29 protein-coding genes are annotated in these 26,380 nt (G+C 68.3%); 21 read left to right on the top strand and 8 right to left on the bottom strand.

Annotated elements, in window-relative coordinates:
• Nucleotides 1-7: 7 nt before the first annotated feature.
• Genes xylB through ASE31_RS16690 form a run of 3 tightly spaced genes read left to right on the top strand, consistent with a single transcriptional unit; the run spans nucleotide 8 to nucleotide 3,824 of the window.
• Complete coding sequence (xylB, locus tag ASE31_RS16700) at nucleotides 8-1,456, top strand: xylulokinase (RefSeq protein ID WP_057202950.1); 1,449 nt, start codon at nucleotides 8-10, stop codon at nucleotides 1,454-1,456.
• A gap of 20 nt (nucleotides 1,457-1,476) precedes the next feature.
• Nucleotides 1,477-2,793: a xylose isomerase gene (gene xylA, locus ASE31_RS16695; RefSeq protein ID WP_057202949.1), complete on the top strand. Its 1,317-nt coding sequence runs from the start codon at nucleotides 1,477-1,479 to the stop codon at nucleotides 2,791-2,793.
• A gap of 26 nt (nucleotides 2,794-2,819) precedes the next feature.
• A complete protein-coding gene (locus ASE31_RS16690; RefSeq protein WP_057202948.1) occupies nucleotides 2,820-3,824 on the top strand; it encodes a Gfo/Idh/MocA family protein in 1,005 nt (334 codons plus the stop codon).
• Nucleotides 3,825-3,972: 148 nt separating this feature from the next.
• On the opposite strand, the gene ASE31_RS16685 is transcribed toward ASE31_RS16690, so the two are convergent.
• The 5 genes from ASE31_RS16685 to ASE31_RS16665 form a co-directional block, all read right to left on the bottom strand.
• Nucleotides 3,973-4,965 (bottom strand): tripartite tricarboxylate transporter substrate binding protein, encoded by a 993-nt coding sequence (locus ASE31_RS16685; RefSeq protein ID WP_057202947.1) that lies wholly within the window; start codon nucleotides 4,963-4,965, stop codon nucleotides 3,973-3,975.
• A gap of 48 nt (nucleotides 4,966-5,013) precedes the next feature.
• Nucleotides 5,014-5,778 carry an SDR family oxidoreductase gene (locus tag ASE31_RS16680; protein ID WP_057202946.1) on the bottom strand — a complete coding sequence of 255 codons (765 nt, stop codon included), beginning with the start codon at nucleotides 5,776-5,778 and terminating at the stop codon, nucleotides 5,014-5,016.
• Between the two features lie 18 nt (nucleotides 5,779-5,796).
• Nucleotides 5,797-6,507, bottom strand: coding sequence for a fumarylacetoacetate hydrolase family protein (locus tag ASE31_RS16675; RefSeq protein ID WP_057202945.1), 711 nt, complete (start codon nucleotides 6,505-6,507; stop codon nucleotides 5,797-5,799).
• 6 nt (nucleotides 6,508-6,513) lie between these two features.
• Nucleotides 6,514-7,494, bottom strand: a complete 981-nt coding sequence (locus ASE31_RS16670; RefSeq protein ID WP_057202944.1) for a tripartite tricarboxylate transporter substrate binding protein — start codon at nucleotides 7,492-7,494, stop codon at nucleotides 6,514-6,516.
• Nucleotides 7,495-7,557: 63 nt separating this feature from the next.
• Nucleotides 7,558-8,514, bottom strand: a complete 957-nt coding sequence (locus tag ASE31_RS16665) for a 2-hydroxyacid dehydrogenase (protein WP_057202943.1) — start codon at nucleotides 8,512-8,514, stop codon at nucleotides 7,558-7,560.
• A 108-nt stretch (nucleotides 8,515-8,622) separates the two neighbouring features.
• Here ASE31_RS16665 and ASE31_RS16660 point away from each other — a divergent pair, with 108 nt between their 5' ends.
• The 6 genes from ASE31_RS16660 (at nucleotide 8,623) to ASE31_RS32955 (ending at nucleotide 13,004) form a co-directional block, all read left to right on the top strand.
• Nucleotides 8,623-9,786 (top strand): citrate synthase family protein, encoded by a 1,164-nt coding sequence (locus ASE31_RS16660; protein ID WP_057202942.1) that lies wholly within the window; start codon nucleotides 8,623-8,625, stop codon nucleotides 9,784-9,786.
• A gap of 143 nt (nucleotides 9,787-9,929) precedes the next feature.
• On the top strand, nucleotides 9,930-10,730 hold the full coding sequence (locus ASE31_RS16655; protein WP_057202941.1) for an ABC transporter permease: 801 nt from the start codon (nucleotides 9,930-9,932) through the stop codon (nucleotides 10,728-10,730).
• A 20-nt stretch (nucleotides 10,731-10,750) separates the two neighbouring features.
• Complete coding sequence (locus ASE31_RS16650) at nucleotides 10,751-11,758, top strand: MlaD family protein (RefSeq protein WP_057202940.1); 1,008 nt, start codon at nucleotides 10,751-10,753, stop codon at nucleotides 11,756-11,758.
• Nucleotides 11,755-12,441 (top strand): hypothetical protein, encoded by a 687-nt coding sequence (locus tag ASE31_RS16645; protein WP_235514576.1) that lies wholly within the window; start codon nucleotides 11,755-11,757, stop codon nucleotides 12,439-12,441. Before ASE31_RS16650 ends, ASE31_RS16645 begins: the two co-directional genes overlap by 4 nt.
• Nucleotides 12,442-12,511: 70 nt before the next feature.
• Nucleotides 12,512-12,805: a hypothetical protein gene (locus ASE31_RS31715; protein WP_157412531.1), complete on the top strand. Its 294-nt coding sequence runs from the start codon at nucleotides 12,512-12,514 to the stop codon at nucleotides 12,803-12,805.
• A gap of 67 nt (nucleotides 12,806-12,872) precedes the next feature.
• Complete coding sequence (locus ASE31_RS32955) at nucleotides 12,873-13,004, top strand: hypothetical protein (protein ID WP_255357682.1); 132 nt, start codon at nucleotides 12,873-12,875, stop codon at nucleotides 13,002-13,004.
• Between the two features lie 66 nt (nucleotides 13,005-13,070).
• Here the strand turns inward: ASE31_RS32955 and ASE31_RS16640 are convergent, their stop codons facing one another.
• The gene (locus tag ASE31_RS16640) at nucleotides 13,071-14,357 is read right to left on the bottom strand and encodes an arsenic transporter (protein ID WP_057202939.1); all 1,287 of its coding nucleotides are present in this window, start codon (nucleotides 14,355-14,357) and stop codon (nucleotides 13,071-13,073) included.
• Between the two features lie 113 nt (nucleotides 14,358-14,470).
• Here ASE31_RS16640 and arsC point away from each other — a divergent pair, with 113 nt between their 5' ends.
• From arsC to ASE31_RS16580, 12 genes are all read left to right on the top strand, one after another.
• The gene (gene arsC / locus ASE31_RS16635) at nucleotides 14,471-14,902 is read left to right on the top strand and encodes an arsenate reductase (glutaredoxin) (RefSeq protein WP_057202938.1); all 432 of its coding nucleotides are present in this window, start codon (nucleotides 14,471-14,473) and stop codon (nucleotides 14,900-14,902) included.
• Between the two features lie 47 nt (nucleotides 14,903-14,949).
• Nucleotides 14,950-15,327 carry a helix-turn-helix transcriptional regulator gene (locus ASE31_RS16630; RefSeq protein WP_057202937.1) on the top strand — a complete coding sequence of 126 codons (378 nt, stop codon included), beginning with the start codon at nucleotides 14,950-14,952 and terminating at the stop codon, nucleotides 15,325-15,327.
• A gap of 109 nt (nucleotides 15,328-15,436) precedes the next feature.
• Complete coding sequence (locus ASE31_RS16625; protein WP_057202936.1) at nucleotides 15,437-15,931, top strand: arsenate reductase ArsC; 495 nt, start codon at nucleotides 15,437-15,439, stop codon at nucleotides 15,929-15,931.
• A 43-nt stretch (nucleotides 15,932-15,974) separates the two neighbouring features.
• A complete protein-coding gene (locus ASE31_RS16620) occupies nucleotides 15,975-16,469 on the top strand; it encodes an arsenate reductase ArsC (protein WP_057202935.1) in 495 nt (164 codons plus the stop codon).
• A 32-nt stretch (nucleotides 16,470-16,501) separates the two neighbouring features.
• Nucleotides 16,502-17,215 (top strand): arsenical resistance protein ArsH, encoded by a 714-nt coding sequence (arsH, locus tag ASE31_RS16615; protein ID WP_057202934.1) that lies wholly within the window; start codon nucleotides 16,502-16,504, stop codon nucleotides 17,213-17,215.
• A gap of 99 nt (nucleotides 17,216-17,314) precedes the next feature.
• Nucleotides 17,315-17,836, top strand: coding sequence for a MarR family winged helix-turn-helix transcriptional regulator (locus tag ASE31_RS16610; RefSeq protein ID WP_057202933.1), 522 nt, complete (start codon nucleotides 17,315-17,317; stop codon nucleotides 17,834-17,836).
• A gap of 3 nt (nucleotides 17,837-17,839) precedes the next feature.
• On the top strand, nucleotides 17,840-18,400 hold the full coding sequence (locus tag ASE31_RS16605; protein WP_057202932.1) for an arsinothricin resistance N-acetyltransferase ArsN1 family B: 561 nt from the start codon (nucleotides 17,840-17,842) through the stop codon (nucleotides 18,398-18,400).
• A 17-nt stretch (nucleotides 18,401-18,417) separates the two neighbouring features.
• Nucleotides 18,418-19,308 carry a sterol desaturase family protein gene (locus tag ASE31_RS16600; protein ID WP_057202931.1) on the top strand — a complete coding sequence of 297 codons (891 nt, stop codon included), beginning with the start codon at nucleotides 18,418-18,420 and terminating at the stop codon, nucleotides 19,306-19,308.
• Between the two features lie 301 nt (nucleotides 19,309-19,609).
• Complete coding sequence (gene arsA, locus ASE31_RS16595) at nucleotides 19,610-21,616, top strand: arsenical pump-driving ATPase (protein WP_082604202.1); 2,007 nt, start codon at nucleotides 19,610-19,612, stop codon at nucleotides 21,614-21,616.
• 55 nt (nucleotides 21,617-21,671) lie between these two features.
• Nucleotides 21,672-21,989 (top strand): helix-turn-helix transcriptional regulator, encoded by a 318-nt coding sequence (locus tag ASE31_RS16590; protein ID WP_057202930.1) that lies wholly within the window; start codon nucleotides 21,672-21,674, stop codon nucleotides 21,987-21,989.
• A 66-nt stretch (nucleotides 21,990-22,055) separates the two neighbouring features.
• Entirely contained in the window at nucleotides 22,056-23,528 is a 1,473-nt protein-coding gene (locus tag ASE31_RS16585) for an NAD(P)-binding domain-containing protein (protein WP_057202929.1), read from the top strand.
• A 38-nt stretch (nucleotides 23,529-23,566) separates the two neighbouring features.
• Entirely contained in the window at nucleotides 23,567-24,781 is a 1,215-nt protein-coding gene (locus ASE31_RS16580; protein ID WP_057202928.1) for an MFS transporter, read from the top strand.
• A 121-nt stretch (nucleotides 24,782-24,902) separates the two neighbouring features.
• On the opposite strand, the gene ASE31_RS16575 is transcribed toward ASE31_RS16580, so the two are convergent.
• Entirely contained in the window at nucleotides 24,903-25,274 is a 372-nt protein-coding gene (locus ASE31_RS16575) for a hypothetical protein (protein ID WP_082604201.1), read from the bottom strand.
• A 291-nt stretch (nucleotides 25,275-25,565) separates the two neighbouring features.
• Entirely contained in the window at nucleotides 25,566-25,748 is a 183-nt protein-coding gene (locus ASE31_RS16570) for a hypothetical protein (RefSeq protein WP_057202927.1), read from the bottom strand.
• Nucleotides 25,749-26,380 lie beyond the last annotated feature (632 nt).

Raw genomic sequence — 26,380 nt, 5'->3', positions numbered from 1 at the left:
GCAACCCATGTACCTCGGCATCGACATTGGCACCTCCGAAGTCAAGGCCCTGCTGCTGGGGCCTGACCAGCGCGTGGTGGGCTCGGCGGGCGTGGCCCTCACGGTGTCGCGGCCCCACCCGGGCCACAGCGAGCAGGACCCCGCTGACTGGTGGGGCGCCACGCAGGCGGCCCTGGCCAGCCTGCAGGCGGCGCACCCGGGCGAGTATGCGGCGACGCAAGCCATCGGCCTTTCTGGCCAGATGCATGGCGCCGTGCTGCTGGATGCGCAAGACCGCGCACTGCGGCCCGCAATCCTCTGGAACGACACGCGCAGCGCCGCAGAGTGCAGCGAGATGATGCACGAGCTTGCGGCCCTGAGCGATCTGGGCGGCAGCCTGGCGATGCCGGGCTTCACCGCGCCCAAGCTGCGCTGGGTCGCGCGCCACGAGCCCGAGGTGTTCCGGCGCGTGGCCAAGGTGTTACTGCCCAAGGACCATGTGCGCCTGATGCTCACAGGGGAACACGCCAGCGACATGTCGGACGCCAGCGGCACGCTCTGGCTGGATGTGCAGCGCCGTGACTGGTCCGACCCACTTCTGGCGCTGACCGGCCTTGCGCGCCGGCACATGCCCCGGCTCGTCGAAGGCAGCGAGGTCAGCGGGCGGCTGCGGACCGAGGTCGCGCAGTCGCTGGGCCTGCCGCCTGGCACCGTGGTGGCGGGTGGTGCGGGCGACAACGCGGCCAGCGCCGTGGGCATGGGCGCGGTGCAGCCAGGCCAGGGCTTCCTGTCGCTGGGCACCAGCGGCGTGCTGTTCGTGGTCACGCCCACTTACCAGCCCAATGCCGCCAGCGCCACGCACGCTTTCTGCCATGCCGTGCCCGGTCGCTGGCACCAGATGAGTGTGATGCTCGCGGCGGCCAGCGCGCTGCAGTGGGTCGCCAAGCTGCTGGGTACGCCCCACGTCGCAGACGTGGCGGCACGCGCGGCGGCGCTGGATGCCGCGGGTCGAGAGGCCGCGCCGCTGTTCCTGCCGTACCTCAGCGGCGAGCGCACGCCCCACAACGACGCCGCTGTGCGGGGCAGCTTCCACGGCCTGGACTTCGATACCGATGCCGCGCGCCTGGGCTACGCGGTGATGGAAGGCGTGGGCTTTGGCTTGCGCGATGGCCTGGCCGCATTGAACGCCGCTGGCAGCGAGGTCACGCGCCTGTCGCTGGTGGGCGGTGGCGCCCGCAGCGCCTTCTGGGCCCAGATGCTGGCCAGCGCGCTTGGTGTGGAGATCGTCACCCACGGTGGTTCAGCCGTCGGCGGCGCCCTGGGCGCCGCCCGCCTGGGCGCCCTGAGCGCGGGGGCCCCGATGGCCTCTACCTGCCTGCCTCCCCCCGTGGACACCGTCTACCAGCCCGACCCGGGCGAGAGCGCGCTGCTGGCGCCTCGCCACGCCCTGTTCCGCAGCCTGTACCGCAGGCCCTGACGTCCTTAGCCGAGAAACCCATGAGCACCTATTTTTCCGACATTGCCCCCATCGCCTACGAAGGCCCTGAGTCTTCCAACCCGCTGGCCTTCAAGTGGTACGACAAAGACCGCCTGGTGCTGGGCAAGCGCATGGAGGAGCACCTGCGTTTTGCCGTCTGCTACTGGCACAGCTTCTGCTGGAACGGGTTCGACCCTTTCGGCTACGACGGCACCTTCGAGCGTCCTTGGCAGCGCACGGCCGACCCCATGGCCGCTGCGCGCATGAAGGCCGATGCGGCGTTTGACTTCTTTGTGCGCCTGGGCGCGCCGTACTACTGCTTTCACGACCGCGACGTGGCGCCCGAGGGCAGCACACCCCGCGAAAGCGTGAACCACCTGCACGAGATGGTCGATGTGCTGCAGGCCAAGCAGGCCGAGACGGGCATGAAGCTGCTGTGGGGAACGGCCAACCTGTTCAGCCACCGCCGCTTCATGTCCGGCGCCTCGACCAATCCCGACCCCGAAATCTTTGCCCTGGCTGCCCTGCAGGTGAAAGAGGCGATGGACGCGACGCTCAAGCTGGGCGGGGAGAACTATGTGCTGTGGGGTGGCCGCGAGGGCTATGAGACCCTGCTCAACACCCGCGTGGGCCACGAGCTGGACCAGATGGGCCGCTTCTTGAACATGGTGGTGGAGTACAAGCACAAGATCGGCTTCAAGGGCCCGATCCTGATCGAGCCCAAGCCGCGTGAACCCTCCAAGCACCAGTACGACTTTGACACCGCCACGGTCTATGGCTTCCTGGCCCGCTATGGGCTGGACAAGGAGATCAAGGTCAACATCGAGGCCAACCACGCCACGCTGTCGGGCCACAGCTTCGAGCACGAGATCGCCACCGCCATTGACCTGGGCATTTTCGGCTCGATCGACATGAACCGCGGCGACATGCAGTGCGGCTGGGACACCGACCAATTCCCCAACAACATCCCCGAGACGGCCCTGGCCCTGTACCTGATCCTTCAGGCCGGCGGTTTCACCACCGGGGGCCTGAACTTCGACGCCAAGGTGCGGCGACAGTCGCTGGACGCCGAGGACATGTTCCACGGCCACATCGGCGGCATGGATGTCTCGGCCCGGGCGCTGCTGATTGCCGAGAAAATGATCACCGACGGGCGCCTGGCCCGCCATGTCGATGCCCGCTACGCCGGCTGGGGTGATGCGTTTGGCCAGGACCTGCTGGCCGGCCGGCTGGGGCTGGACGAGGTGGCGGCCCGTGCGCTGCAGCGCAACCAGGACACGCGGCCGGTTTCCGGGCGGCAGGAGCTGCTCGAGAATCTGCTCAACAGCTATCTTTGACCCGCCGTTGTGAACGGGGAGTGCCCATGAAACCCGTGGTGTGGGGTGTTCTGAGTACGGCCAGGATCGGCATCCAGCATGTGATTCCCGCCATGCGGGCCAGCCCGCTGGTCGAGCTGCGCGCCATCGCTTCGCGCTCGCTGTCCGCTGCCGAGGAGGCCGCGCGATCGCTGGGCATTGCCCAGGCCTACGGTAGCTACGAGGAACTGCTGGCCGACCCGGCCATCGAGGCGATCTACAACCCCCTGCCCAACCACCTGCACGTGCCGCTGACCCTGCAGGCGGCGGCCGCTGGCAAGCATGTGCTGTGCGAGAAGCCGGTGGCGCTCAGCGCTGCAGAGGCCGAATTACTCCGGGCCGCCAGCCGCCGCGTGCACATCGAGGAGGCCTTCATGGTGCGCCACCACCCGCAGTGGCTGCGCGCCCGCGAACTGGTGCGCGCGGGGCGCATTGGCAAGCCGCAAGCGGTACAGGTGTTCTTCTCGTACTTCAACGACGATCCGGGCAACATCCGCAACCAGCCCGGCATCGGCGGTGGGGCGCTGTTCGACATTGGTTGCTATGCGGTTCTGGCGGGACGCTATCTGTTCGAGTGCGAGCCTTTGCGCGCCGTTTCGCTGGTAGACCGCGACCCGCAACTGGGGACCGACCGGCTCACCAGCGCACTGCTGGATTTTGGCTCCGGCAGGCAGGTGGCATTCACGGTCTCGACGCAGAGCGCCCGGTTTCAAAGGGTGCAGGTGGTGGGCACGCGCGGACGCATCGAACTTTTCATCCCCTTCAATGCGGTGCGGGGCGGCGAGATGCGCTTGGCGGTGGACGACGGCGGGCAGCTCGATGGCAGCGGCACCATCGTCGAAACCCTGCCGGCCTGCGACCAGTACCGGCTGCAGGTGGAGGCTTTTTCCCGCCGGGTACGCGACGCAGCGGGGCCGCAGCCCGATGGCCTTGATGACGCGGTGGCCCAGGCGCGGGTGATCGATGCCCTGTGGCTGTCCGAGCGCACGGGGCGCTGGGAGCCGGTAGCCTGAGGCGCATCGGCTGCAACGCCCGATAGGCCGGTGTTGCCGGGTTTTACCTCCGACCTGCGGGGGAGCACCCTGCGTCTATCGGTACTGCGGAATGTCCCGTCCCCTGCGCAAATGCCCGGTGGGCCGCGCGGGCCATCGGCACTCCGGCTTACTCCGGCTGAATCCCCGCCTCCTTGACCACCTTGCCCCACTTGGCCAGGTCCGACTTGATCAGCGCCGCATACTCCTGCGGCGTGCCGCCCTGGATCTCGATGCCGGCGGCCTCCAGCTTGCTGCGCACGTCGGGCAGCTTCAGCGCCGCGTTGATCTCGGCGTTGAGCTTGGCGACGAAGGCCTTGGGCGTGCCGGCCGGTGCGAGAAAGCCGCCGTTGGTGTTGGCGTCGTAGCCCTTGAGGCCCTGTTCGTCGGCCGTGGGCACGTCGGGCAGGGCGCTGGAGCGCTTGCGGGTGGACACGGCCACGGCGCGCACGTTGCCGCCCTTGACCTGCGGCAGGATGGCGCTGATGGTGTCGATGTACAGCGCAGTGCGCCCGGCCAGCAGGTCGGGGTGCGCGGCCGACGAGCCCTTGTAGGGCACCAGCAGCATCTGAGCGCCGCTGGCCATGCGGAACATCTCGGCGGCCATTTCCTGGGCGCTGCCCCGGCCCGAGGTGGCAACCTTGGCCTGGTCGGGGTTGGCCTTCATCCAGGCCACGAATTCGGGCAGCGTCTTCGCAGGGATCTGCGGGTAGATGGCGAAGACCAGTGGCACCTCGTGGGTGTAGACGATGGGCTCGAAGCTCTTTTCCGGGTCCCAGCCCAGGTTCTTGAACAGGTACTTGTTGATGTTGTGGCTGCCGCCCACGATGCCGATGGTGTAGCCGTCGGGCGCCGCCTTGGCCAGCACGTCGGTGCCCAGGTTGTTCGAGGCGCCGGGCCGGTTGTCGACGATGACCGCCTGGCCCAGGGACGTGGCCAGCTTGTCGCCGACCACGCGGGCAATGGTGTCGATGGCGCCGCCGGGCGGCGCGGGCACGATGATCTTGATGGCGCGCGTGGGGTAGGCGGCCGCCTGGGCAGATGCCAGTTGCGGCGCTGCGGCCAGCAGGGCCAGCACCGCCGTACGGGCCAGCGCCTTGATGCTTGTGGATGGGGTTTGCATGGTGTTTGTCTCCTTTGTGGTCTTGTGGAATCGGGTCGTCGCCAGGCCTCAGCCGCGCCCGACGAAGGGCATGGCGCTGGCCATGATGGTCATGTTCAGCACGTTGGCCGACAGCGGCAGCGCGGCGATGTGGCGCACCGCATCGGCCACATGGGTGGCGTCCATCATGGGCTCGGGCGCCACCGTGCCGTTGGCCTGCAGCACCCCCCGGGTCATGCGTTCGGACAGCTCGGTGAGCGCATTGCCGATGTCGATCTGGCTGGCCACGATGCCGAAGGGGCGGCCATCGAGCGCCAGCGCCTTGGTCAGGCCCGTCACCGCGTGCTTGCTCAGGGTGTAGGGGGCCGTGAAGGGGCGCGGCGTGTGCGCCGAGATCGAGCCGTTGTTGATGATGCGCCCGCCTTGCGGCACCTGGCGGCGCATGAGCCCGAAGGCCGCGCGTGCGCACAGGAACACGCCGCCCACGTTGGTGTTGAGCACACTCAGCCACTTCTCCAGCGGCAGCTCGTCCATGGGCACGGCCGGGGCGTTCACCCCGGCGTTGTTGAACAGCAGGTCCAGCCGGCCAAAGCGCTGCTCGATGGCGTCGAAGAGGGCCTGCACGCTGGCCGGGTCGGTCACGTCGGTGGGCACGGCCACAGCCGACTGGCCGCGCGCGGCGGCCTCGTCCGCCAGGGCCTGCAGTGGTTCGGCGCGGCGGCCCGCCAGCACCACAGTCCAGCCGTCGCCCAGCAGGCCGAGCGCGGTGGTGCGGCCAATGCCGCTGCCCGCCCCGGTGACCAGGGCGATGCGAGGGGGTGAAAGGGTGTTCATGCTCAAGGTCTGTCTCCGTCAAATGGGAGAAATCGCCGATGGGCCAGCGCCCACCGCCATGGAAAGTTCGCCGATGCCCTGCACGCCTGCGCGCACCGCATCGCCCGGTTGCAGCGGGCCTACCCCGGCCGGTGTGCCGGTGTAGACCAGGTCCCCAGGCGCGAGCGTGACGGAGCGCGACAGCATGGCCACCAGCTCCGGCACCGTCCACAGCAGGCCGGCCAGGTCCGCCCGCTGGCGGTCCTGGCCATTCACCGTGAGCCAGATGGCGCCTTGGCGGGGGTGGCCGCACACGGCGGCGGGAACGATGGGGGTGCAGGGGGCGGACTGGTCGAAGGCCTTGGCGGGCTCCCAGGGGCCACCCGCCTGCTTGGCCTGTTGCTGCAGGTCGCGCCGTGTCATGTCCAGCCCGGCGGCATAGCCCCAGATGTGCTCTGCCTCTACGCGCTCCGGGGCAAGGTCACGGCCGCCCCGGCCGATGGCAACCACCAGCTCGATCTCGTGGCAGAAGTCGCTGGTTTGCGCAGGGTAGGGCAGCACACCCTGGGCCGGCACCACGGCGCTGGCGGGCTTCATGAACCAGGCGGGCATGTGCGTGGGCCTGGTTTCATCGGGCGCCCAGCGGTAGTTGCGGCCGATGCAGAACACCCGGCCCACGGGGAAGAGGGAGCTGCTGCCTGCCACCGGCAGGGTGGTGGCAGCGGATGGGGGAAACGCGAAGTCCGGCATGGTGGCTCACTCGATGGTGATCTTGCGGCTGCGGATGATCTGCGCGTAGCGCGCCTTGTCGGCCGCTATCAGCTTGCCGAACTCCTGCGGCGAGGTGGCACGCGGCACGCCGCCCAGCCCGGCAAAGCGCGCCTTCACGGCTTCGTCCGCCAGCACGGCGCGCACGTCGGCCGCCACCTTGTCCACTACGTCCGGCGGGGTGCCGGCCGGTGCCAGCAGGCCGATCCACGAAATGGCGTTGAAACCAGGCAGTGCCCCCTCGCCCAGCGTGGGTACCTCGGGCAATGCGGGCAGGCGCTTGTCGCCGGTGACGGCCAGGGCGCGCAGCTTGCCGGCCTTGATGTGGCCCGAGGCTTCCAGCGCGGTCATGAACGACAGCTGCACGTGGCCCGCCAGCAGGTCGGCAATCGCAGGGCCGCCGCCCCGGTAGGGCACGTGCAGGATGAAGGTGCCCGTCTGGTCCTTGAACATCTCGGCCGCCAGGTGTGGCGCGCCGCCGGCCCCCGAACTGCTGTAGCTCAGCTTGCCCGGCTGCGCCTTCGCCAGGGCGATGAACTCTGCCGGTGTCTTTGCCGCCACGGCCGGGTTGACCATCATCGCCAGCGGCAACTCGGCCACCAGCGAGATGGGGGCGAAGGCCTTGTCCGCGTCGTAAGGCAGCTTGGCGTACAGCGAGGGGTTGATGGCCTGCGTGCCAATGTTGCCCAGGAGCAGGGTGTAGCCGTCGGCCCTGGACTTGGCCACGTAGTCGGCTCCGATCTGCCCGGCCGCGCCGCCCTTGTTCTCCACCACCACGGGCTGGCCCCAGCGCCGGGCCAATTGCTCGGCGATGACACGGCCTCCGGTGTCGGTGCCGCCCCCGGGCGGGAAGGGCACGACCAGGGTCACCGGGCGATTGGGAAAGCCTTGTGCGAGGGCCGGGCCCGCCAGGGCGGCGGTGCCAATAGCGATGGCCAGGGCGAATGCTGCGCGTCGTGTGGACGTCATGGTGTCTTGTCTCCGTTGTGGTTCTGAAATCGTGGGAAATGCCGCGGGGCCGTCGGAATCAGCTCATGTCGTCAAGCTCATTGCCGGCCGCTCGCCGGCCAGCGCCTGGGCCACGCTGTCCAGCACCATCTGGCCCATGGCCGCGCGCGTCTCCCAGGTGGCACTGGCGCGGTGGGCCTGCAGCACGGTGCGCTCGCTCTGGCGCAGCGCCAGGGGCACGCGCGGCTCGTCCACGAAGACGTCCAACCCGGCCCCTGCAATCCGACCCGCGGCCACGGCCTCGGCCAGGTCGTTCTCGTTGAGCAGGCGGCCGCGCGCCACGTTGACCAGGTAGCCGCGCGGGCCCAGTGCATCGAGCACGGCCGCATCGACGATGCCTTCGGCGCTGTCGGCCGCGGCGCACAGCACCAGCGCATCCGAGCCGCGGGCCAGGTCGAGCAGACCCGGCACGAAGCGGTGCGCCACATCGTCCATGGCGTAGAGGTCGGTGTAGGCGACGGGGCAGCCAAAGGCCGTGGCGCGCACCGCCACGGCGCGGCCCACGCGGCCCATGCCGACGATGCCCACGCGCATGCCGGAAAAGCGCCGTGCCAGTGGAATGGCGCTGGGCTGCGGAAAATGTTCCCACTGGCCGTCGCGCACGAAGCGGTCGCCGGTGCAGATGTTGCGGCAGGCCGCGATCAGAAGGCCGATGGCCAGGTCTGCCACGTCCTCGGTCAGCGCGCCCAGGGTGGCGGTGACGGGCAGGGCGCGGCCACGGCAGTAGGCCAGGTCCACCGCGTCGGTGCCCACGCCGTTCACGGCCACCACCTTCAGGGCGGGCAATTGCTCCAGCATGGCGTGCGAGATGCCCGTGTGCCCGCCGGTGATCACCGCGCCGATGCCAGCGCCGTGCGCTCGCAGCCAGGCCGCGCCGTCGGCCATCTCGAAGTATTTGTGCACCGTGTACAGCGAGGCGAGCGTGTCGTTCACCGACGGAATCAGGATGGGGTTGAGTTGCAGAACCTGGGGCTTTGTCATGTCGGTATGCGGAACAGGTTGGAATGGAGTGCATCGTAGTTTTGTGTTGATGCAGTGGTCAATCTTGACGTGTAAAATCAATGTATAGACTCAACAAACACGACCGCCATGGCTTCCTGGATTTCGATGACCGAGGCCTGCCAGCTCCTCGGCGTGCAACCGCAGACCATCTATGCCTACGTGAGCCGCGGCAAGCTCGAGGTCATGCCCGACCCTGCCGACACGCGCAAAAGCCTGTACCGCGCCGAGGACCTGAGCGGCCTGGCCCGGCGCAAGAAGGCCGGCAGCAAGCGCGAGACGCTGGCCACCAACACGCTGTTCGGGGCCGAGCCCAGCATCCCGACGGCGCTGTCGGCCTTCTTCCGCGAGCGCCCTCACTACCGGGGTGAAGACGCCATCGTGCTGGCGCGCACCGCCACGCTCGAAGACGCGGCCCAACTGCTGTGGGCGGCCGAGCAGGCAGTGGACTTCGCCTGCGATGCGCCGGCCGGCACCGCGGCGCCGGGGCGGGGCGCCGCGTTCACGGTGCTCGCCGGGCTGGCCGCCACGGGGCATTCCACCAGCGGGCGGCTCACGCGCGTTCTGCATGCCGAGGGCCAGGCCCTGGTGGGCCAACTGGCCAATGCCTTCGGTGCGCAGCCCGGCAAGGGCCCGCTGCACCTGCGGTTTGCCAAGGGCTGGAAGCAGCGCGCGCCCGTGGCCGAGCTGCTGCGCACGGCGCTGGTGCTGCTGGCCGACCACGAGCTCACGAGCTCGGCCTTTGCCACGCGCATCGCTGCGTCCACCGGGGCCTCGCTGCCGGCCTGCGTGCTGGCGGGGCTGAGCACCCTGTCGGGGCCCCTGCACGGCGATGCCTCGGGCCGCGTGCAGGCGTTGTTCAGCGAGGTGGAGCGGCTGGGCGAGGACAAGGTGCTGGCCCACTACCTTTCCACCGGCCTGCCGCTGGCCGGCTTCGGCCACCACATCTACCCCGATGGCGACCCGCGTGCGGCGGCCCTGCTCGCGATGTTCGAGCCGCCCGAGGTGATTGCGCGCTTCATCCACAAGGCGACCGAGTTGACCGGCCTGCAGCCCAACATCGACGTGGCCCTGGCCGCGCTGGTGGCCCACCATCGCCTGCCTGCCGACGCGGCGTTTGCCCTGTTCGCCACCGCGCGCAGCGTGGGGCTGCTGGCCCACAGCCTGGAGCAGCGCGGCGTGGCGCAGGTGATCCGCCCGCGCGGGCGTTATGTGGGGCGCATGCCGGTGGCGCCGCAGAACGCCCGCAAATAGGCAGGGTGTGAGCGCATGTATCGTCTGCTATGCAATGCATAGCTGCATCTCCATGCAGCACAAGCCGCGGCTGCTGCAAATGCCCGATGCATTCAGCGGGCCTTCCGCTTGGGAACGCAAGCCCCGGCGGCTATGATCAATTCATGATCAACCGCCTTCCCGGCCTGTCCCTGCCCGAGCGTGCCTGGAGCACGGTACGCCGCTGGGCCGTGGCGTGGTGGCGCATCCTGTACCTGGGGGCGGTGGTGCTGGTGCTGGTGCTCTCGCCGTCGAGCTACGGGCGCGCCACGCGCCGTTCGCTGGCGCGCCACCTGTACCTGGACACAGCACCGGTGCTGCTGGGTTTCACCGTGCTGGCCGCGCTGATCAGCCTGGTGCTCACGCGCATCGTGGTGGTCACGGCGCTCAGCTACGGGCTCTCGCGCTACGCCATGGAGATGGTGATCCGCGTGCTGGTGCTGGAGCTGATCCCGCTCACCGCCGCACTCTTCGTGGCCATGCGCGCCACCATCCCCAACGGCACGCAACTGGCCCTGCTGCGCCAGTCGGGCCGCTTCGACGAGCTGCGCGCCCAGGGGTCGGATCCGGTGCGCGTGGAGCTGCTGCCGCGCGTGGTGGCCGGGGTGTTCGCCAGCATCACCCTGGCCGCGCTCAGCTGCGTGGTGGCGCTGGTCATGGGCTACCTGGGCGTGTACGGCTTCAACCTGGCCGAGGCGGGGGGCTACACACGCATGTTCGGGCGCGTATTCACCCCCAGCGTGACCACCTTGTTCGCGCTCAAGACGCTGTTCTTCAGCCTCACCGTGGCGCTGATCCCCATGGCCGCCGGTTTGTACGACGCCGAGGGCCGGGACCAGCCCGACTCGGAGCTCGGTGGCCTGGCGCGCATGTTCGCGGTGCTGCTGCTGATCGAAGTGGCCTCGCTGATGGGCAACTACTACTGACCCACAACAACAACACACCCATGACCGACCGCACTCCACCTCCGGCACCGCCGCCGACCGAAGGCTCCACGCAGGAGATGCTGCGCCCCGTGGCCTACCTGGAGATCAAGGCCGCGGCACTGCTGATGTTCACGCTGGCGCTCATCGTCGGCTCGGGCCTGTTCCTCATGTATGCGCGCGGCGTGTTCGAGCCCACGCAGACCCTGGTGCTCACGGCCGACGATTCCGAGGGTGTGGTGGTGGGCATGGACATGACGTTCTCGGGCTTTCCCATTGGGCGGGTGCGCCGCATCGAGCTGGCCAACGAGGGCAATGCCCGCATCACCATCGAGGTGCCGAGCAAGGATGCGCACTGGCTGCGCAGCTCCAGCGTGTTCACCCTGGTGCGCGGCATCGTGGGCGGCACCAACATCCGCGCCTACAGCGGCATCCTCACCGACCCGCCGCTGGAGAATGGCGCGGTGCGCCCGGTGCTGCGCGGCGATGCCACGGCCGAGATCCCGCAGCTCATGGCCTCGGCGCGCGAGCTGCTGGGCAACCTGAACAACCTGACCGCGCAGGACGCGGCCCTGGGCAGCACCCTGAGCAACGTGCAGCAACTGACCGAGCGCCTGAACGGCCCGGGCGGCGTGCTCGGCGCCCTCATGGGCAGCGAGAGCGATGCCAAGAAGCTCGTGACCACGCTGGACCGCACCAACACCCTGCTGGCGCGCCTGGATACCCTGGCCACGCGCGCGGACCGCCAGGTCTTCGGCGCCGACGGCAACAAGGATGCGCTGGTGCCCGAACTGCGTGCCGCCGTCGGCCAGGTCAACGACCTGCTGGCCGACACCCGCACCAGCCTCAAGAAGGTGGACGCCGTGCTGGTCGAGGCCCAGGCCGTGGGCGCCAATGCCCGCGAGGCCACCAACGACCTGGGTGCCCTGCGCGCCGAGGTGGAAAGCAACCTGCGCAAGATCGACAGCCTGGTCACCGAGATCAACCGCAAATGGCCGTTTGCACGCGACCGGGAGATCAAGCTGCCATGACCCACAAGACCATGCCCATTGTGCGAAGTTTGTTTGCCGCTACCCTGATCGGCAGCTTGCTTGCCGGCTGCGCGAACAAGCCGCCCGAACCCGAGTGGGAGATGAACGCCCAGGGCTCGTCGCAGAAGGCGCTCGACGCCTACCTCTCGGGCAACGCCCGCGTCGAAAGACTCGAATGGGAGCGCGCCCGCGCCGAGGTGGCCCGCACCGCCCGCCCGGACCTGCTGGCCCGGCTGGAACTGCTGCGCTGCGCCGCCCAGGTGGCCAGCCTGGCGGTGGAGCCCTGCACCGCCTTCGAGGCGCTGCGCCAGGATGCTGCCGCACCCGAGCGCGCTTATGCCGATTACCTGGCCGGCAAGCCGCTGGCAGCGCCCGACGTGGCGCTGCTGCCCGCCGCCCAGCGCGCCGTGGCCGCGCCAGGATCGGGCGGGGCTGCGCTGGCCGCCATCGAAGACCCGCTCTCGCGCCTGGTGGCCGCCGGCGTGCTGCTGCAGGCCGGCCGGGCGGACCCGGCGGCCATCGCCACCGCGACCGACACCGCCTCCGCCCAGGGCTGGCGCCGCCCGCTCATGGCCTGGCTGCTGCTGCAGGTGCAGCGCGCCGAGGCGGCGGGGGACAAGGACGCGGCGGAGCGCCTGCGCCGGCGCGTGGCGGTGGTGGAGCAGGCGGGCGCCAGCAAGTAGGCTGCCGGGAGGGCCGCAGGGCCAAACCCTTCGGTTTGGCCGGGACGCACCGCTGGGGTACATTGCAGCCGTGCGAAGATTCCTTGCCATCTGCTTGCTGTTGCTGGGCAGTGCTTTCCTCACCCAGACGGTGTCGGCCAGCATGTCGGGCTACGACCATTGCTGCATTGCCGACTGCGGCAGTGCCGATGCCTGCGGTACTGCCGATGCCTGCGGCATGGCCGGCTGCCAGCCTTGTGGCACGCCGTTGATGGGCGCCCCGGATGCTCCATGGCACGGGGTTTCACGGGCCTCGATGCACGCCATCGGGGCCGGTCGGCAGTGGGTGTCCTGGGATGCCCCGGTGTGGAGGCCGCCCGATTGAGGTCTGGATGATTTCTTGTTTCCCGTTTTCTATCCAATCCATTCATTTCTCAATCAGGAATTTCCCAATGAAAAAACAACTCTTCAAATTCGGCGTGGCCGCTGTCTTGCTGTCGATGGCCGGCATGGCCATGGCCCAGTCGGGCTGCTGCACGGAACTGGCCGAATGCTGCCTGGAAATGCTGGGCTGCTGCGATTGATCGGCTGAACCCGGCTGAATGACGGCGGGCCGGTACCCCTGGGTGCCGGCCCGCCTCTTTTGGGGCCTACCTGAGCGAAAGCCGCAGCGCCAGCGCCGCCAGGGTGACCAGCAGCACGGGCAGGGTGATGACCGCCCCCACGCGAAAGTAATACCCCCAGCCAATGCGGATGCCCTTGCGCTGCAGCACATGCAGCCACAGCAGCGTGGCCAGCGAGCCAATGGGTGTGATCTTGGGCCCCAGGTCGCTGCCGATGACGTTGGCGTAAATCATCGCTTCCTTGACCACTCCGGTGGCGGCGGATGCGTCGATGGACAGCGCACCCACCAGCACGGTGGGCATGTTGTTCATCAGGGATGACAGAATCGCCGTCAGCACACCGGTCCCCATGGCAGCACCCCAGATGCCGTAGCCGGCAAAGGCGTTGAGCCACTGGCTGATGTACGCAGTCAGCCCCTGGTTGCGCAGCCCGTAGACCACCAGGTACATGCCCAGCGAGAAGACGACGATCTGCCAGGGCGCCTCGCGCAGCACCTTCTTTGTGCTGATCATGTGGCCCCGGCCCGCCACGGCCAGCAGCAGCACGGCGCCTGAGGCTGCGGTGGCGCTGACCGGCACGCCCAGCGGTTCCAGCCCGAAAAAGCCGACCAGCAGCAGCACCAGGACAACCCACCCCGTCTTGAAGGTGGCCGGGTCGCGGATGGCAGCGGCCGGCAGCTTGAGCTGGTCCTGGTTGTAGGTTGCCGGAATCTCCTTGCGAAAGTACAGCAGCAACACCGCCAGCGAGGCCGCCACCGAGGCGATGTTCACCGGCACCATGACCGAGGCGTATTCATTGAACCCGATGCGAAAGAAGTCGGCCGAGACGATGTTCACCAGGTTGGACACCACCAGCGGCAGGCTGGCCGCGTCAGCAATGAAGCCTGCCGCCATCACGAACGCCAGGGTGGCGCCGGGGCTGAACCCCAGGGCCACCAGCATGGCGATCACGATGGGGGTGAGGATCAGTGCCGCGCCGTCGTTGGCGAACACCGCCGCAACCGCCGCGCCCAGCAGCACGATGAGCGCGAACAGCATGCGGCCGCTGCCGCGCCCCCAGCGCGCCACGTGCAGGGCCGCCCACTCGAAGAAGCCCGCCTCGTCGAGCAGCAGGCTGACGATGATGATGGCGATGAAGGCGGCCGTGGCGTTCCACACGATCTGCCAGACCACCGCGATGTCGGACACCTGCACGACGCCGGTGAGCAGCGCCACGGCGGCGCCCGCGCTGGCGCTCCAGCCAATGCCCAGCCCGCGCGGCTGCCAGATGACCAGCGCGATGGTGGCGACGAATATCGACAGAGCCAGAAGCATCTGTTCCCTCTTTCTTGGTGGTGGTTTCGACGGATGCGGCCCGCAGCCGCTCGCGAGAGGGGGCAATGCAACGGGCGCTTGAATATTTCAATAATAGTTGTATTATTGATGCTATGCAAGCTTCCACCGACCACACCATCTTCCACAACCCGGCCTGTGGAACGTCGCGCAACGTGCTCGCGATGATCCGCCACGCCGGCATCGAGCCCACCGTCGTCGAATACCTCAAGACGCCGCCCAGCCGCGAAAAGCTCACCGAACTGATCGCCGCCATGGGCATCCCCGTGCGCGCGCTGCTGCGGCAAAAGGGCACCCCGCATGACGAGCTGGGCCTGCAAGACCCCGCGCTGTCCGATGGGCAACTGCTCGACGCCATGCTGGCCCACCCGATCCTCATCAACCGGCCCATCGTCGCCACGCCCGCCGGCACCCGCCTGTGCCGCCCCTCCGAGGCGGTGCTGGACCTGCTGCCCGCGCTGCCCGGCCCGTTCGCCAAGGAAGATGGCGAGCTGGTCATCGACGCGCAGGGCCGCAGGGTCGCTTGATTCCCTGGGCCTGTGCCGCCATCCAACCGCTCTTGTATAGTCAGTCCGTGCAAAAAACCGCCGCCACCGCCGTCTTCGAATCGCTGTCCTCCCCGGTGCGGCTCGACGTGTTCCGCCTGCTCGTGCGGCAGGGGCCCGGCGGCATGGTGGCCGGTGAGATCTCGGCGGCGCTGGACGTGCCGCCCACCAATCTGTCCTTTCACCTCAAGGGCATGACGCACGCCTCGCTGCTCACCGTGGAGCAGGAGGGCCGCTACCAGCGCTACCGGGCCAACCTGGCGCTGATGGTGGATCTGATCGGCTATCTGACCGAAGAGTGCTGCGCGGGCAATCCGGGCCTGTGTGCCGAATTGCCCGTCAAGGCTGGCTGCGCGCCAGCTTCGGTCGTTGGCAAGAAGCGCCCCAAGGCCACTGCTGCGGCCTGATAGGCCGATCCATTGTCTGTCGTTTCATGGTCATTATTTCAATATTTAATGAAATGTTGAAATTAAACGTTCAACCCGCCGCCGTCGCCACTTCCTGGAGTCTTTCCCCATGACTGAAAAAACCTACAACGTGCTCTTCATCTGCACGCAGAACTCTGCCCGTTCCATCCTGGCCGAGGCCTTGCTCAACCATTTCGGAGGAGGGCGCTTTCGGGGGCACTCGGCCGGCAGCTTTCCCAGCGGCACCGTCAACCCGCTGGCCCTGGCCACGCTGGAGCGGCTGCATGTGCCGTCCACAGGCGCGCGCAGCAAGAACTGGGACGAGTTTGCCCAGGCCGGCGCGCCCGAGATGGACTTCGTGTTCACCGTCTGCGACAACGCCGCCGGCGAGGTCTGCCCCGTCTGGCCGGGCCAGCCGATGAGCGCGCACTGGGGCGTGCCCGACCCCTCGGCCGCCGAGGGCACGCCCGAAGCGGTGGACAAGGCGTTCCGCGACACGGCGCTGATCCTCAAGCGGCGCATCGAGCTGCTGCTGGCGCTGCCTTTGGAGAAGCTCGACTCCCTGGCGATCAAGCGCCAGGTGCAGGACATCGGGCAGGCGTGAACCCCACCCGGGCCCCGTCACTTTTTCATTCCCTTCCACGACCATGACCACCCACATCCTCATCCTGTGCACGCACAACTCCGCGCGCAGCGTGCTGGCCGAAGGCATGCTCAACCACCTGGCCAAGGTCCGCGGCCTGGACGTGCAGGCCCACAGCGCCGGCAGCGCCCCGAGCGGCCGCATCAACCCCCTGGCGCTCGAAGCGCTGGCCAGTGCGGGCGTCAGGACGGACGCCTTTCGCAGCAAGAGCTGGGACGAGTTCACCGCCGCCGATGCACCGGTGATGCGCATCGTCATCACCGTCTGCGACAGTGCGGCCAGCGAGGTCTGCCCGTACTGGCCGGGCACCCCCATCCAGATGCACTGGGGCTACCCCGACCCCTCCAACGCCCAGGGCGGCGACGAGGCCAAACGCCAGGCCTTCGAGATCACCCGCCAGGCCATCGGCTACCGCATGCTGCAATTGCTGGAGCTGCCCCTGGCCGACCTGAGCGACGCCGACCTGCAGACCCAGCTGAACCGAATCGCACACAGCTGAGCAACCACCATTACCGCACCACGGCCTGCCCCATGCTTTATGACCTGCCCCACATCGACGCGCAACTGCTGCAGGTGCCCGACGCCGCGCGTTTGTCCGCACCGCTGGCGTCCACCCATCCCGCGCGCATCCTCATGCTCTACGGCTCCCTGCGCGAGCGCTCGTTCAGCCGCCTGGCCACCGAGGAGGGCGCGCGCATCCTCACGGCGCTGGGGGCCGAGGTGAAGATCTTCAACCCCGAGGGCCTGCCCCTGGCCGACGGCGCCCCGGACACGCACCCCAAGGTGGTGGAATTGCGCGCGCTGGCCGCCTGGTCCGAGGGCATGGTCTGGTGCTCGCCCGAACGCCATGGCGCCATGACCGGCATCCTCAAGACCCAGATCGACTGGATCCCGCTGGCCCAGGGGGCCGTGCGTCCCACACAGGGCAAGACCCTGGCGGTGATGCAGGTGTGCGGCGGCTCGCAGTCGTTCAACGCGGTCAACCAGATGCGCGTGCTCGGCCGCTGGATGCGCATGCTCACGATCCCCAACCAGTCCTCGGTGGCCAAGGCCTTCCAGGAGTTCGGCGACGACAACCGCATGAAGCCCTCGGCCTACTACGACCGCATCGTGGACGTGATGGAAGAACTCATGAAGTTCACCCTGCTCACGCGCGACGTGTCGCCGTACCTGGTGGACCGCTACAGCGAGCGCAAGGAGTCGGGTGAGGCGCTGATGCGCCGGGTGAACCAGGCATCGATCTGAGCCCTGTCCCGCAAGGGTCCGGCTCGCCCATGAAGTTGCTATTGACAACTAACTGTGCGGTGCTTAACCTGTTGCCATTTAGTTGCTGTACACACCCAAATGACCGCTGCCGATTCCGGAGCCCTGCTGCGCGAAGTGGCCCGCATGTACACCCGCGCCCAGCGCGTGGTGGCCGAGTGCAGCCACACCACCAACACGCAGTGCCACCTGCTGACCGAGCTGGGGCGCTCGGGCCCGTTGCCGTTGTCCGAACTGGGCGCGCGCGTGAGCCTGGAAAAGAGCTGGGTCTCGCGCGCGGTGGAGGCCATGGCCGCGCGCGGCCTGGTGACCAAGGAGCCCAACCCGGCGGATGCCCGCAGCTGGCTGGTCACGCTCACCGCCGAGGGGGAGGGCAGGGTCCGCGAACTGAACAGCACCCTGGACGCCCACGCGGCGCAGTTGCTCGGGTGCCTGAGCGAGCGCGACCGCGCCGCCGTCGAGAAGTCGCTGCAGTTGCTCATGAAGGCGCTGCGGCAAGACCAGGCCGTGCCTTGCTGCACCTTGCCGCGCCCGCCCAAGGACGCGGACCTTGCTGCTGAACAGCGCCGTGCTCTTTCTTCACCCCGTACCACCAGACGCTGACCCATGACCATCCGCATCGCCACCCCCGCCGACGCTGAAGCCATTGCCGCAATCTACGCGCCCATCGTGCAGCACACCAGCATCTCGTTCGAGCTGGAGGTGCCCACCGTGGAGCAGATGCGCGAGCGCATGGCCCAGACCCTGCAGACCTTGCCCTGGCTGGTCAGCGAAGACGCGCAGGGCCGGGTCAACGGCTATGTGTACGCCAGCAGGCACCGCGAGCGCTTGGCCTACCAGTGGTCCGTGGACACCACGGCCTACATCCGCGAGGACGCGCGGGGGCAGGGCATCGGCAAGAAGCTGTATGGCGAGCTCAAGCGCATCCTGGTCGGCCTCGGCTACTGCCAGGCATTTGCCGGCATTGCCTTGCCCAACCAGGCCAGCGTGGCGCTGCACGAGTCCGTGGGCTTCGAGGCGCTGGGCGTGTACCGCCAGGTCGGCTTCAAGCACGGGCAGTGGCACGACGTGGGCTGGTGGCAGTGCAGCCTGCAGTCGCCGGCGCAGCCCGCCGTCCCGCAGAAGTTCGATGCCCTGGCGTACCACACCGACGCGTTCCAGGCCTGACCACGAAAAGACCGACCATGCCCGTCTTCTTGTCCCGCCATCTCCTGGTTCTGGTCGCTGTGGCCAGTCTCGGTGCGTTCGCCGCCGTCCGCGCTGCCGGGGGCCCGCTGGAGCCGGTGGTGCTGCTCGCCTCGGTTTTGACGCTGCTGCTGGCCAGCGTGCTGGAGCGCTATTTCCCCTACCGGACCCGCTGGAACCAGCCGAACGGAGACCGCGCCACCGACTGGGCCAGCGCAGCCACCCTGGTCGCCGTGGTGGAGCCGCTGCTCAAGCTGCTGGGCACGCTGGCGCTGCTCGCGGTCTACGGGCACGGCGGGCCCGGCAATACAGGCAGCTCGGCGTGGTTGCAAAGCCTGCCCTTTGCACTACAGGTCCTTCTGGCAGCGCTCTTCATCGAGTTCGGCAAGTACTGGGCGCACCGGCTGCACCACAGGCTGGCGCCGCTGTGGTGGCTGCACGCGATGCACCACGGCAGCGAGCGCCTGTACGCGCTCAACAACCTGCGCTTCCATCCGCTCAACCACTCCCTCAACTTCGCACTGTCGATGCTGCCGGCCCTGCTGCTGGGCTTTTCGGCCGAGGCGATCCTGTGCTACCTCGCCATCTCCCAACCGGTGCTCATGCTGCAGCACGCCAACCTCGATCTGCGCAGCGGCTGGGCCAACTACGTGTTCAGTACCAATGAAGTACATCGCTGGCACCACTCCACCGAAAGCAGCGAGGGTGACTCCAACTTCGGCAGCGCCTTCGTGTTGTGGGACCAGGTCTTCGGCACCTTCCGCTACACGCCCGCAGGCAACGACCCGGCGAGGGTGGGCCTGTTTGCTGCCAGCGCGCTCTATCCGGCGCGTGCGGGCTACTGGGGCCAGTTGAAGTCGATGTTTCTGCCGGGGTGCTGCAGGGCGTGAAGACGGTCTCCCTGGCCCGCCTTGCTCCCCTCGCCGCGCGGATGACGTGCTCCCCATGGCGGTCCAGGTGCAGCCTCCGTTCTCCTGGTGCACCAGGCCACCTAGGTTCGCTGGCGCACAGAGGCAAGGCACCCATGGGCCTATCCTCCCTCCAGGCGTTCACACGGGAGTTGACCCAGATCAGCCCCCTTGCCTAGCGGGCGGAGCCCAATGGCGGTGCCATGTCGCCCCGTAGATGCTTGGCCGCCACTGCCCACGCGCTCCCATCCCTTTATCAGCACACTCCACCAAGGCCGCACCCATGCAAATCAAAGTTCTGGGACCGGGCTGCAGCAAATGCCACAGCACGGTCGGCACCATTGAACGGGCCGCACGGGATGCGGGGGTCGAGGTGGAGATCCTTCACATACAGGACATGGCAGAAATCCGGCGCGCCGGTGTCATGGCCACCCCCGCCGTCATGATCGACGGCCTGGTGGTGCACAGCGGCGGGGTTCCATCGCACCAGCAGGTGCAGGCCTGGCTGAAGCCCATGGGGTTTTTGAGCCATCCCACCCGGCACCTGTTCTTTACCGGCAAGGGTGGGGTTGGAAAGACATCGCTGTCCACGGCCGCTGCGCTGGCGCTGGCCGATGGTGGCAAGAAGGTGTTGCTGGTCAGCACCGATGCCGCGTCGAACCTGGACGAAATGCTCGGCATCGCGCTGCGCAACATCCCCACGCCGGTGCCCGGCGCGCCGCGGTTGTCGGTGCTGAACATCGACCCCGACACGGCGGCAGAGTCCTACCGCCAGCGCGTGCTGGTGCAGATGGGCACTGGCGCCAGCGATGCCGAGCGCGCGACGGTGCGCGAGCAGCTGTCGGGCGCCTGCACCACCGAGATCGCTTCGTTCGACGAGTTCGCCTCCCTGCTGTCGGGCGAGGGCGGGGCGTTCGAGCACATCGTATTCGACACCGCACCGACGGGGCACACCCTGCGGCTTCTGAGCCTGCCCAAGGCATGGAGTGGCTTTCTGGACGGCAATGACCGCGGGGCCTCGTGCCTGGGCCCGCACTCGGGCCTGAAGATGCAGGAGGCCCGCTTCAAGGCGGCCCTCGACGCCCTGAGCGACCCCGCCAGGACCACGGTGGTTCTGGTGGCCCGGCCGGACAAGGGCGCCATCGCCGAGGCGGCGCGCACCTGCGAGGAACTGCATGCGCTGGGGCTGAACAACCAGCGGCTCGTGGTCAACGGCGTGTTCCACGCCAGCGAGCGCACGGACGGGGTGGCCGCCGCCATCGAGAGCCTGGGGCAGCAGGCCCTGGCCGAAATGCCCGACGCCTTGCGCGCCTTGCCCCAGGACCAGGTACCGCTGCGCAGCTTCGACACGGTCGGCCTTCCCGCCTTGCGGGCGCTGCTGTCTACGGAAGTGCACCACGCTGCGCCCCGCCCGGCGCCGGCCATCGAGCGCACCGCCCCCCTGCCGGGTCTGTCCGCCCTGGCCGATGAACTGGCCGCTGCCGGCCACGGGCTGATCATGGTGATGGGCAAGGGCGGCGTGGGCAAGACCACCGTGGCCGCCGCCCTGGCGCTGGGGCTGGTGCAGCGCGGCAAGACCGTGCACCTGAGCACCACCGATCCGGCCGCCCACCTGCAGGGCACGCTCGATGGCCAGGTGCCGGGCCTGCGCGTCGACCGGATCGACCCCAAGGTCGAGACGCAGCGCTACGTGGACAAGATCATGGCCGCCAAATCACCCGGTCTGGACGCCCAGGAACAGGCGCTGCTGCTGGAAGACCTGCGCTCGCCGTGCACCGAAGAGGTCGCTGTCTTCCACGCCTTCTCGCGCATCGTCAGCGAGGCGCGCAGCGCCTTCGTCGTGCTGGACACCGCGCCCACCGGGCATTCCCTGCTGCTGATGGATGCCACGGGCGCCTACCACCGCCAGATGGTGCGCGAGTTCGAAGGGCATGGCGCGGGCCGGCTCGTCACGCCCTTGATGCGGCTGCAGGACGCGGCATACACCAGGATCATCCTGGTGGCCCTGCCCGAGGTCACGCCGGTGTCGCAGGCCGCAGCGCTGCAGGAGGACCTTCGGCGCGCCGGCATCGAGCCCTATGCATGGGTGCTCAACAAGAGCGTTCTGGCGGCGGGCACGCGCGACCCTCTGCTTGCGGCCCGACTCGATGGCGAGCGCAGGCAGATGGCACGCATGGCCGACGGCCTGGCCCAGCGCACCTTCACCATTCCCTGGCTGACCCGTGCGCCGGTGGGCATTGCCGAACTGTCCAGACTGGTCGTTTCGGCTTTGCCTGTTCAGCACCCTTGACATGGTTGATCCAAAGATCGATCATTCGTAAAAATACGAATGAGAAGAGCCGCCCATGTCCTGCTGCCCTGGTGAAGAAGTGGACGTCCTGGTCCTGCTCGATGATGACCGCACGGCCGAGCTGGCCATGCTGCTGAAGGCGCTGGCCCACCCGGCCCGCATCCAGCTGCTGCGCCACCTGTCGAGCTATGGCCAGTGCTACTTCGGCAGCCTGGCCGATGTGGTGGGCTTGGCGCCGTCCACCACTTCACAGCACGTGAAGGTGCTCAAGGAGGCGGGGTTGATCCTGGGCTCCGCCGAGGAACAGCGCACCTGCTACTGCATCAACCCTGCGCGGCTCGCCGAGCTCAAGCAACTGGTCCAGTCCCTTTGAGGAGGCCGAGGCCTCTTCTTTTTGTCATGAGTGTTCGTTAATCTACGAAATACGAAGAAGATTTCCATGGCTGATTCCATATCCCGCTCTTCATTCACGGTGGCCGTGATCGGTGCCGGCCCCATCGGGCTGGCCGCCGCCGCCCACCTCGTCGGGCGCGGCCTTGCGGTGGAGGTCTTCGAGGCTGGAGCCGGCGTCGCCGACCATCTGCAGTCGTATGGCCATGTGCGCCTGTTCTCGCCCTGGCGCTACAACGTGGACACGGCGGCGCGTGCGCTGCTGGAAAGCACCGGCTGGGCCATGCCCGATCTCGATGGCCTGCCCACGGCCGGCGAATTGGTGGAGCGCTATCTGGGGCCGCTGGCGGCGCACAGGGCGCTTGCGCCGCACATCCATTTCGGCTATCAGGTGCTGGGCATTTCGCGCGCGGGCTTCGACAAGGTCAAGACGGCCGGACGGGAACATGCGGACTTCGTGCTGGTGGTGCAGGCTGCCGAGGGGGTAAAAGAGATCCGGGCCCATGCCGTGATCGACGCGTCGGGCACCTGGGGCCAGCCCAATCCCATGGGCATCCATGGCTTTGCGGCCCTGGGCGAGCGCGCTGCCGGGCCGCACATTGCCTATGGCATGCCGGACATCCTCGGGGCTGCCCGTGGGCGGTATGCAGGTCGCTCGGTGATGGTGGTGGGTGCGGGCCATTCCGCTGCCGGCAACCTGCTGGCGCTGGCCGCATTGGCACAGGAAGATCCTGGCACCCGTGTGCACTGGGCGGTGCGGGGCAAGGACCTGCGCAAGGTCTTCGGCGGCGGCAGTGCGGACGGGCTGCCGGCGCGCGGCGCCCTGGGCACCCGGCTGCGAGATCTGGTCGAACAGCAGCGCATCGTCCTGCACCTGGGCTTTGGCGTGCAGGCCGTCGAGCTGCTCGCGGACCGCATGACCGTGCGCGCCATCGACCCGGTCCTGGCCCCCGTGGAGGGCGTCGACGAGATCATCGTGGCCGCGGGCTCGCGCCCTGATCTGTCGCTGGCGCGCGAACTGCGCACGCGCCTGGATCCCTGGATCGAGAGCACCGAGGCGCTGGCCGACCTGATCGACCCCAACCTGCACAGCTGCGGCACCGTGCGGCCCCACGGCCACAAGGAACTGGCCCACCCGGAGCCCGGCTTCTATGCCATTGGCGCCAAGAGCTACGGGCGTGCGCCCAACTTCCTGATGGCCACGGGCTATGAGCAGGCGCGCTCGGTGGTGGCCGCCATTGCCGGCGACTGGGTGGCGGCCAACCAGGTACAGCTCGACCTGCCGCAGACGGGCGTGTGCTCGGTGGACCTTGCCGAACCGCCAACGGGGCAGGTTTCGGCTGCCTCGGGTTGCTGCGGTGGCCCCGCAGTGCAGGACACATCGGCCTGCTGCGCGCTGGATGAGGCGCAGAAGGCCCAAGGCAGCGCGGGGTGTGGCTGTAGCTCGGCGGTGGCGCTCGCAGCGACCAAGGGCGCACCCTTGCCGCAGGTGGCGCCTGCCAGGGCGCCATGCTGCGGCTGATGTCCATCTTGGCCGTGGCATAAGAAAGAGGAAATCCATTGCAACGCCTTCAATCAGCAACCACCGTCGCCCGCTTGGGCACGGCCCAGACCCTGGCCTGGGCCTCGACCTACTACCTGCCGGCCATCCTGGCCTTGCCCATGGCACGGGAGCTTGGGGTGTCGGTGGCCATGGTGTTTGCGGCCTTCTCCTGCGCACTCGTCGTCTCTGCGCTCCTGGGGCCGTATGCGGGCCGCAGCATCGACCGCTGGGGTGGCCGGCCGGTGCTGATGGCCACGAGTGGCGTGTTTGCGCTCGGGCTGGTCGCTCTGGCCATGGCCCAGGGCCCGTGGAGCCTGTTTGCCGCCTGGGTGCTGCTCGGCATCGGCATGGGCAGCGGGCTGTACGAGGCCGCGTTTGCCGCACTGGTACACCTGCACGGCAAGAATGCGCGCAACTCGATCACCGGCATCACCTTGATCGCCGGCTTTGCCAGCACGGTAGGCTGGCCGCTGTCGATGTGGATGGAGTCGCAATGGGGCTGGCGCGGTGCCTGCTGGGCATGGGCTGCACTGCACCTGGTGGTGGGGCTACCCCTCAATGCATGGACGCCGCGCAGGGCGGTGGCCGAGGCAGCCCCCGTGGGCACGGCAGCCGGCGTCGCAGCGCCTGTTGCCGATGCGGCGCCTGCCCACGCCCGGCGCGCCACGGTGTTGCTGGCCTTTGTCTTTGCCGCCACCTGGTTCACCAGCACTGCCATGGCGGCGCACCTGCCGCGCCTGCTGCAGGAGGGCGGCGCCACGCTGGCCACCGCCGTGGCCGTGGGTGCACTGGTGGGGCCGGCGCAGGTGGCGGGGCGCCTGCTGGAGTTCGGCCTGCTGCGCCATGTGCACCCGCTGCTGTCCGCGCGCCTGGCAGCGCTCATGCACCCGCTGGGCGCCGGGCTGCTGGCCGTGGCCGGCGCACCGGTGGCAGTGGTGTTCGCGCTGTTCCATGGCGCAGGCAACGGCATCCTGACGATTGCCAAGGGCACGCTGCCGCTGGTGCTGTTCGGCCCGGCGGGCTATGGGCACCGGCAGGGGGTGCTCATGGTGCCGGCGCGCATCGCGCAGGCGGCGTCCCCATGGCTGTTCGGCCTGTGCCTGGACCGGCTGGGGGCCGGTGCGCTGTGGGTGTCTGCCGGGCTGGGTGTCGCGGCCTTTCTGGCGCTGCTGGCGGTGGCATCACCGGCCGGTGCGCCGACAATGAGCATGCACAAAGCTCGCAAGGGATGAAGGAAGCCCTCGGGATCGAGGCGGCACGGCATGATGGTGTGGCTCTTCGCACCGTGTTCTGATGAGATGCCATTGGCCGCCGCGCTTCATCCTCGCGGGGCCGGGGCCTGACAGGGCAAGCTCAGCGCAGGCGCGCTTCGAGCTGCGTTTCGATGTGCTCGCGTTCTGTGTTGAACTGCAGGGCGGTGATTTCGCTGGACTCGTATTTGCGCGCGGTGGAGAGCAGCAGCACGGTGTTCTCCAGCCGCGTGTCCTGCTGCATGGAGGGGGGCAGGGCGGTCAGCCGGTCGAAGCTCTGCTTGTAGAACTCGCTCCACATCAGCGCGCCGGCCTGGGCTTGCGCCTTGGCCTTGTCGTGCCAGCGGGCAAATTCGTCGAGAGAGCCTTCGCGGGGGCTGGAGCAGCCTGCCAGCAGGGCCGACAGGGAGACCGCCAGGGCGGCAACCAGAACGGCAGGGCTCTTGCCATCAGGGGTCAGGAAACGTGGGTTCACGGTATTCCTCCTACGGGTGTGCAGCGCCGGAAAGTCCGGTGTGCGCGCCAGATGGTACTCTCGTGCTCCTCTTTTTGCCAGCAGGCTCCGCACCGGCGTTGCGTTGGCGCCCTATTTGGGGGTTATTTGCGCGTGCCGGACGCGCGATAGGGCCAGAAAGGCCCATCACGAAGGCTGTTGGACACAAAGGGGGGAGGGAAAGCCTGCGGCGAATGCGCAGGCAGGGGATCAGCAAATCGCCGGGAAGACCAGGGCACTCGCAGGGCTCCCGTCCGCACGGTGCGCGCAAACTTACTCGGGGAATCCTTGCGTGAGGATCTGCTCCACACCGCCGGGCAGGCGGACCATGGAGTCCACCGACTGCACCGTGATGTCGGGCATCAGGACGGTTGCCGCCGCCAGGAAGGCCAGCACGACGGTCACCACAAACGCGGCAACGGCACGCGCGCGGGGAGGCAGGTGATGGAACTTCATGGCACTACTCCTGTTGGGTAAAAACAATCCTGGGCAGGGGCCTCAATGACCCCCGAATCAGCCTCAATGGCCGATGGGTAGATTTCAGCAAAGTGTCCGAGTTCCGCGTGTAAGACAACAGCGATAAATGGGCTTCGTGACCGCTGTTACGGGTGGTTGCGTGTGAGCGCGCAGACCACCAGCGGGGCGCGACTACGAGGCGTGTTGTCACCCACCGTAAAAGCCTGCAGCAGGCCATGCGCAGCGTGTGTTGCAGATGCTTGCAAATCGTGCTCTGCCACGCCTCCACGGCGATGCAAGGCAGCCCTGAATGGCCGCCGATGCGCCGCTATGTAACGCCATGCTTCATGCGAGCTTGAACGCGACGGCAAAGCGGCAAAAGGGTGAAAAGAAAGCGTGCCACGCGCAGCGCGTGCAGGCACGCAGCGTGGCACCGGTGTTCGCCAGAAAGGGGGTGGCGACGGCACCTTCTCTGGTCAGCGGACAGCTGGTACAGCTGCGGCCTGCCAGGTCAGCAGTGGATGCGGGGGTTGATGATGATCGCGGGGAAAAAAAGCATGGCTGCCGGGTTACGGGTGGCTAGCAAAAAAAGACCCTTCGAGACCGAGGTCCCGGGAGTCTCCCCACGATGA

The sequence above is a fragment of the Acidovorax sp. Root217 genome, from assembly GCF_001428645.1.
GTDB lineage: Bacteria > Pseudomonadota > Gammaproteobacteria > Burkholderiales > Burkholderiaceae_C > Acidovorax.
The sequence above is the reverse complement of the archived record's forward strand: the minus strand, read 5'-3'. Positions and strand labels throughout refer to the sequence as shown.

Coding starts and splice junctions, on each gene's coding strand:
- ASE31_RS16585 (WP_057202929.1), top strand. CDS start 22,056: ATGGCTGATTCCATATCCCGCTCTTCATTCACGGTGGCCGTGATCGGT.
- ASE31_RS16665 (WP_057202943.1), bottom strand. CDS start 8,514: ATGACAAAGCCCCAGGTTCTGCAACTCAACCCCATCCTGATTCCGTCG.
- ASE31_RS16620 (WP_057202935.1), top strand. CDS start 15,975: ATGACCACCCACATCCTCATCCTGTGCACGCACAACTCCGCGCGCAGC.
- ASE31_RS16685 (WP_057202947.1), bottom strand. CDS start 4,965: ATGCAAACCCCATCCACAAGCATCAAGGCGCTGGCCCGTACGGCGGTG.
- arsH (WP_057202934.1), top strand. CDS start 16,502: ATGCTTTATGACCTGCCCCACATCGACGCGCAACTGCTGCAGGTGCCC.
- ASE31_RS16610 (WP_057202933.1), top strand. CDS start 17,315: ATGACCGCTGCCGATTCCGGAGCCCTGCTGCGCGAAGTGGCCCGCATG.
- ASE31_RS16670 (WP_057202944.1), bottom strand. CDS start 7,494: ATGACGTCCACACGACGCGCAGCATTCGCCCTGGCCATCGCTATTGGC.
- ASE31_RS32955 (WP_255357682.1), top strand. CDS start 12,873: ATGAAAAAACAACTCTTCAAATTCGGCGTGGCCGCTGTCTTGCTGTCG.
- xylB (WP_057202950.1), top strand. CDS start 8: ATGTACCTCGGCATCGACATTGGCACCTCCGAAGTCAAGGCCCTGCTG.
- ASE31_RS16660 (WP_057202942.1), top strand. CDS start 8,623: ATGGCTTCCTGGATTTCGATGACCGAGGCCTGCCAGCTCCTCGGCGTG.
- ASE31_RS16600 (WP_057202931.1), top strand. CDS start 18,418: ATGCCCGTCTTCTTGTCCCGCCATCTCCTGGTTCTGGTCGCTGTGGCC.
- ASE31_RS16625 (WP_057202936.1), top strand. CDS start 15,437: ATGACTGAAAAAACCTACAACGTGCTCTTCATCTGCACGCAGAACTCT.
- ASE31_RS16675 (WP_057202945.1), bottom strand. CDS start 6,507: ATGCCGGACTTCGCGTTTCCCCCATCCGCTGCCACCACCCTGCCGGTG.
- ASE31_RS16680 (WP_057202946.1), bottom strand. CDS start 5,778: ATGAACACCCTTTCACCCCCTCGCATCGCCCTGGTCACCGGGGCGGGC.
- xylA (WP_057202949.1), top strand. CDS start 1,477: ATGAGCACCTATTTTTCCGACATTGCCCCCATCGCCTACGAAGGCCCT.
- ASE31_RS16590 (WP_057202930.1), top strand. CDS start 21,672: ATGTCCTGCTGCCCTGGTGAAGAAGTGGACGTCCTGGTCCTGCTCGAT.
- ASE31_RS16605 (WP_057202932.1), top strand. CDS start 17,840: ATGACCATCCGCATCGCCACCCCCGCCGACGCTGAAGCCATTGCCGCA.
- ASE31_RS16655 (WP_057202941.1), top strand. CDS start 9,930: ATGATCAACCGCCTTCCCGGCCTGTCCCTGCCCGAGCGTGCCTGGAGC.
- arsC (WP_057202938.1), top strand. CDS start 14,471: ATGCAAGCTTCCACCGACCACACCATCTTCCACAACCCGGCCTGTGGA.
- ASE31_RS16690 (WP_057202948.1), top strand. CDS start 2,820: ATGAAACCCGTGGTGTGGGGTGTTCTGAGTACGGCCAGGATCGGCATC.
- ASE31_RS16640 (WP_057202939.1), bottom strand. CDS start 14,357: ATGCTTCTGGCTCTGTCGATATTCGTCGCCACCATCGCGCTGGTCATC.
- arsA (WP_082604202.1), top strand. CDS start 19,610: ATGCAAATCAAAGTTCTGGGACCGGGCTGCAGCAAATGCCACAGCACG.
- ASE31_RS16650 (WP_057202940.1), top strand. CDS start 10,751: ATGACCGACCGCACTCCACCTCCGGCACCGCCGCCGACCGAAGGCTCC.
- ASE31_RS16570 (WP_057202927.1), bottom strand. CDS start 25,748: ATGAAGTTCCATCACCTGCCTCCCCGCGCGCGTGCCGTTGCCGCGTTT.
- ASE31_RS16645 (WP_235514576.1), top strand. CDS start 11,755: ATGACCCACAAGACCATGCCCATTGTGCGAAGTTTGTTTGCCGCTACC.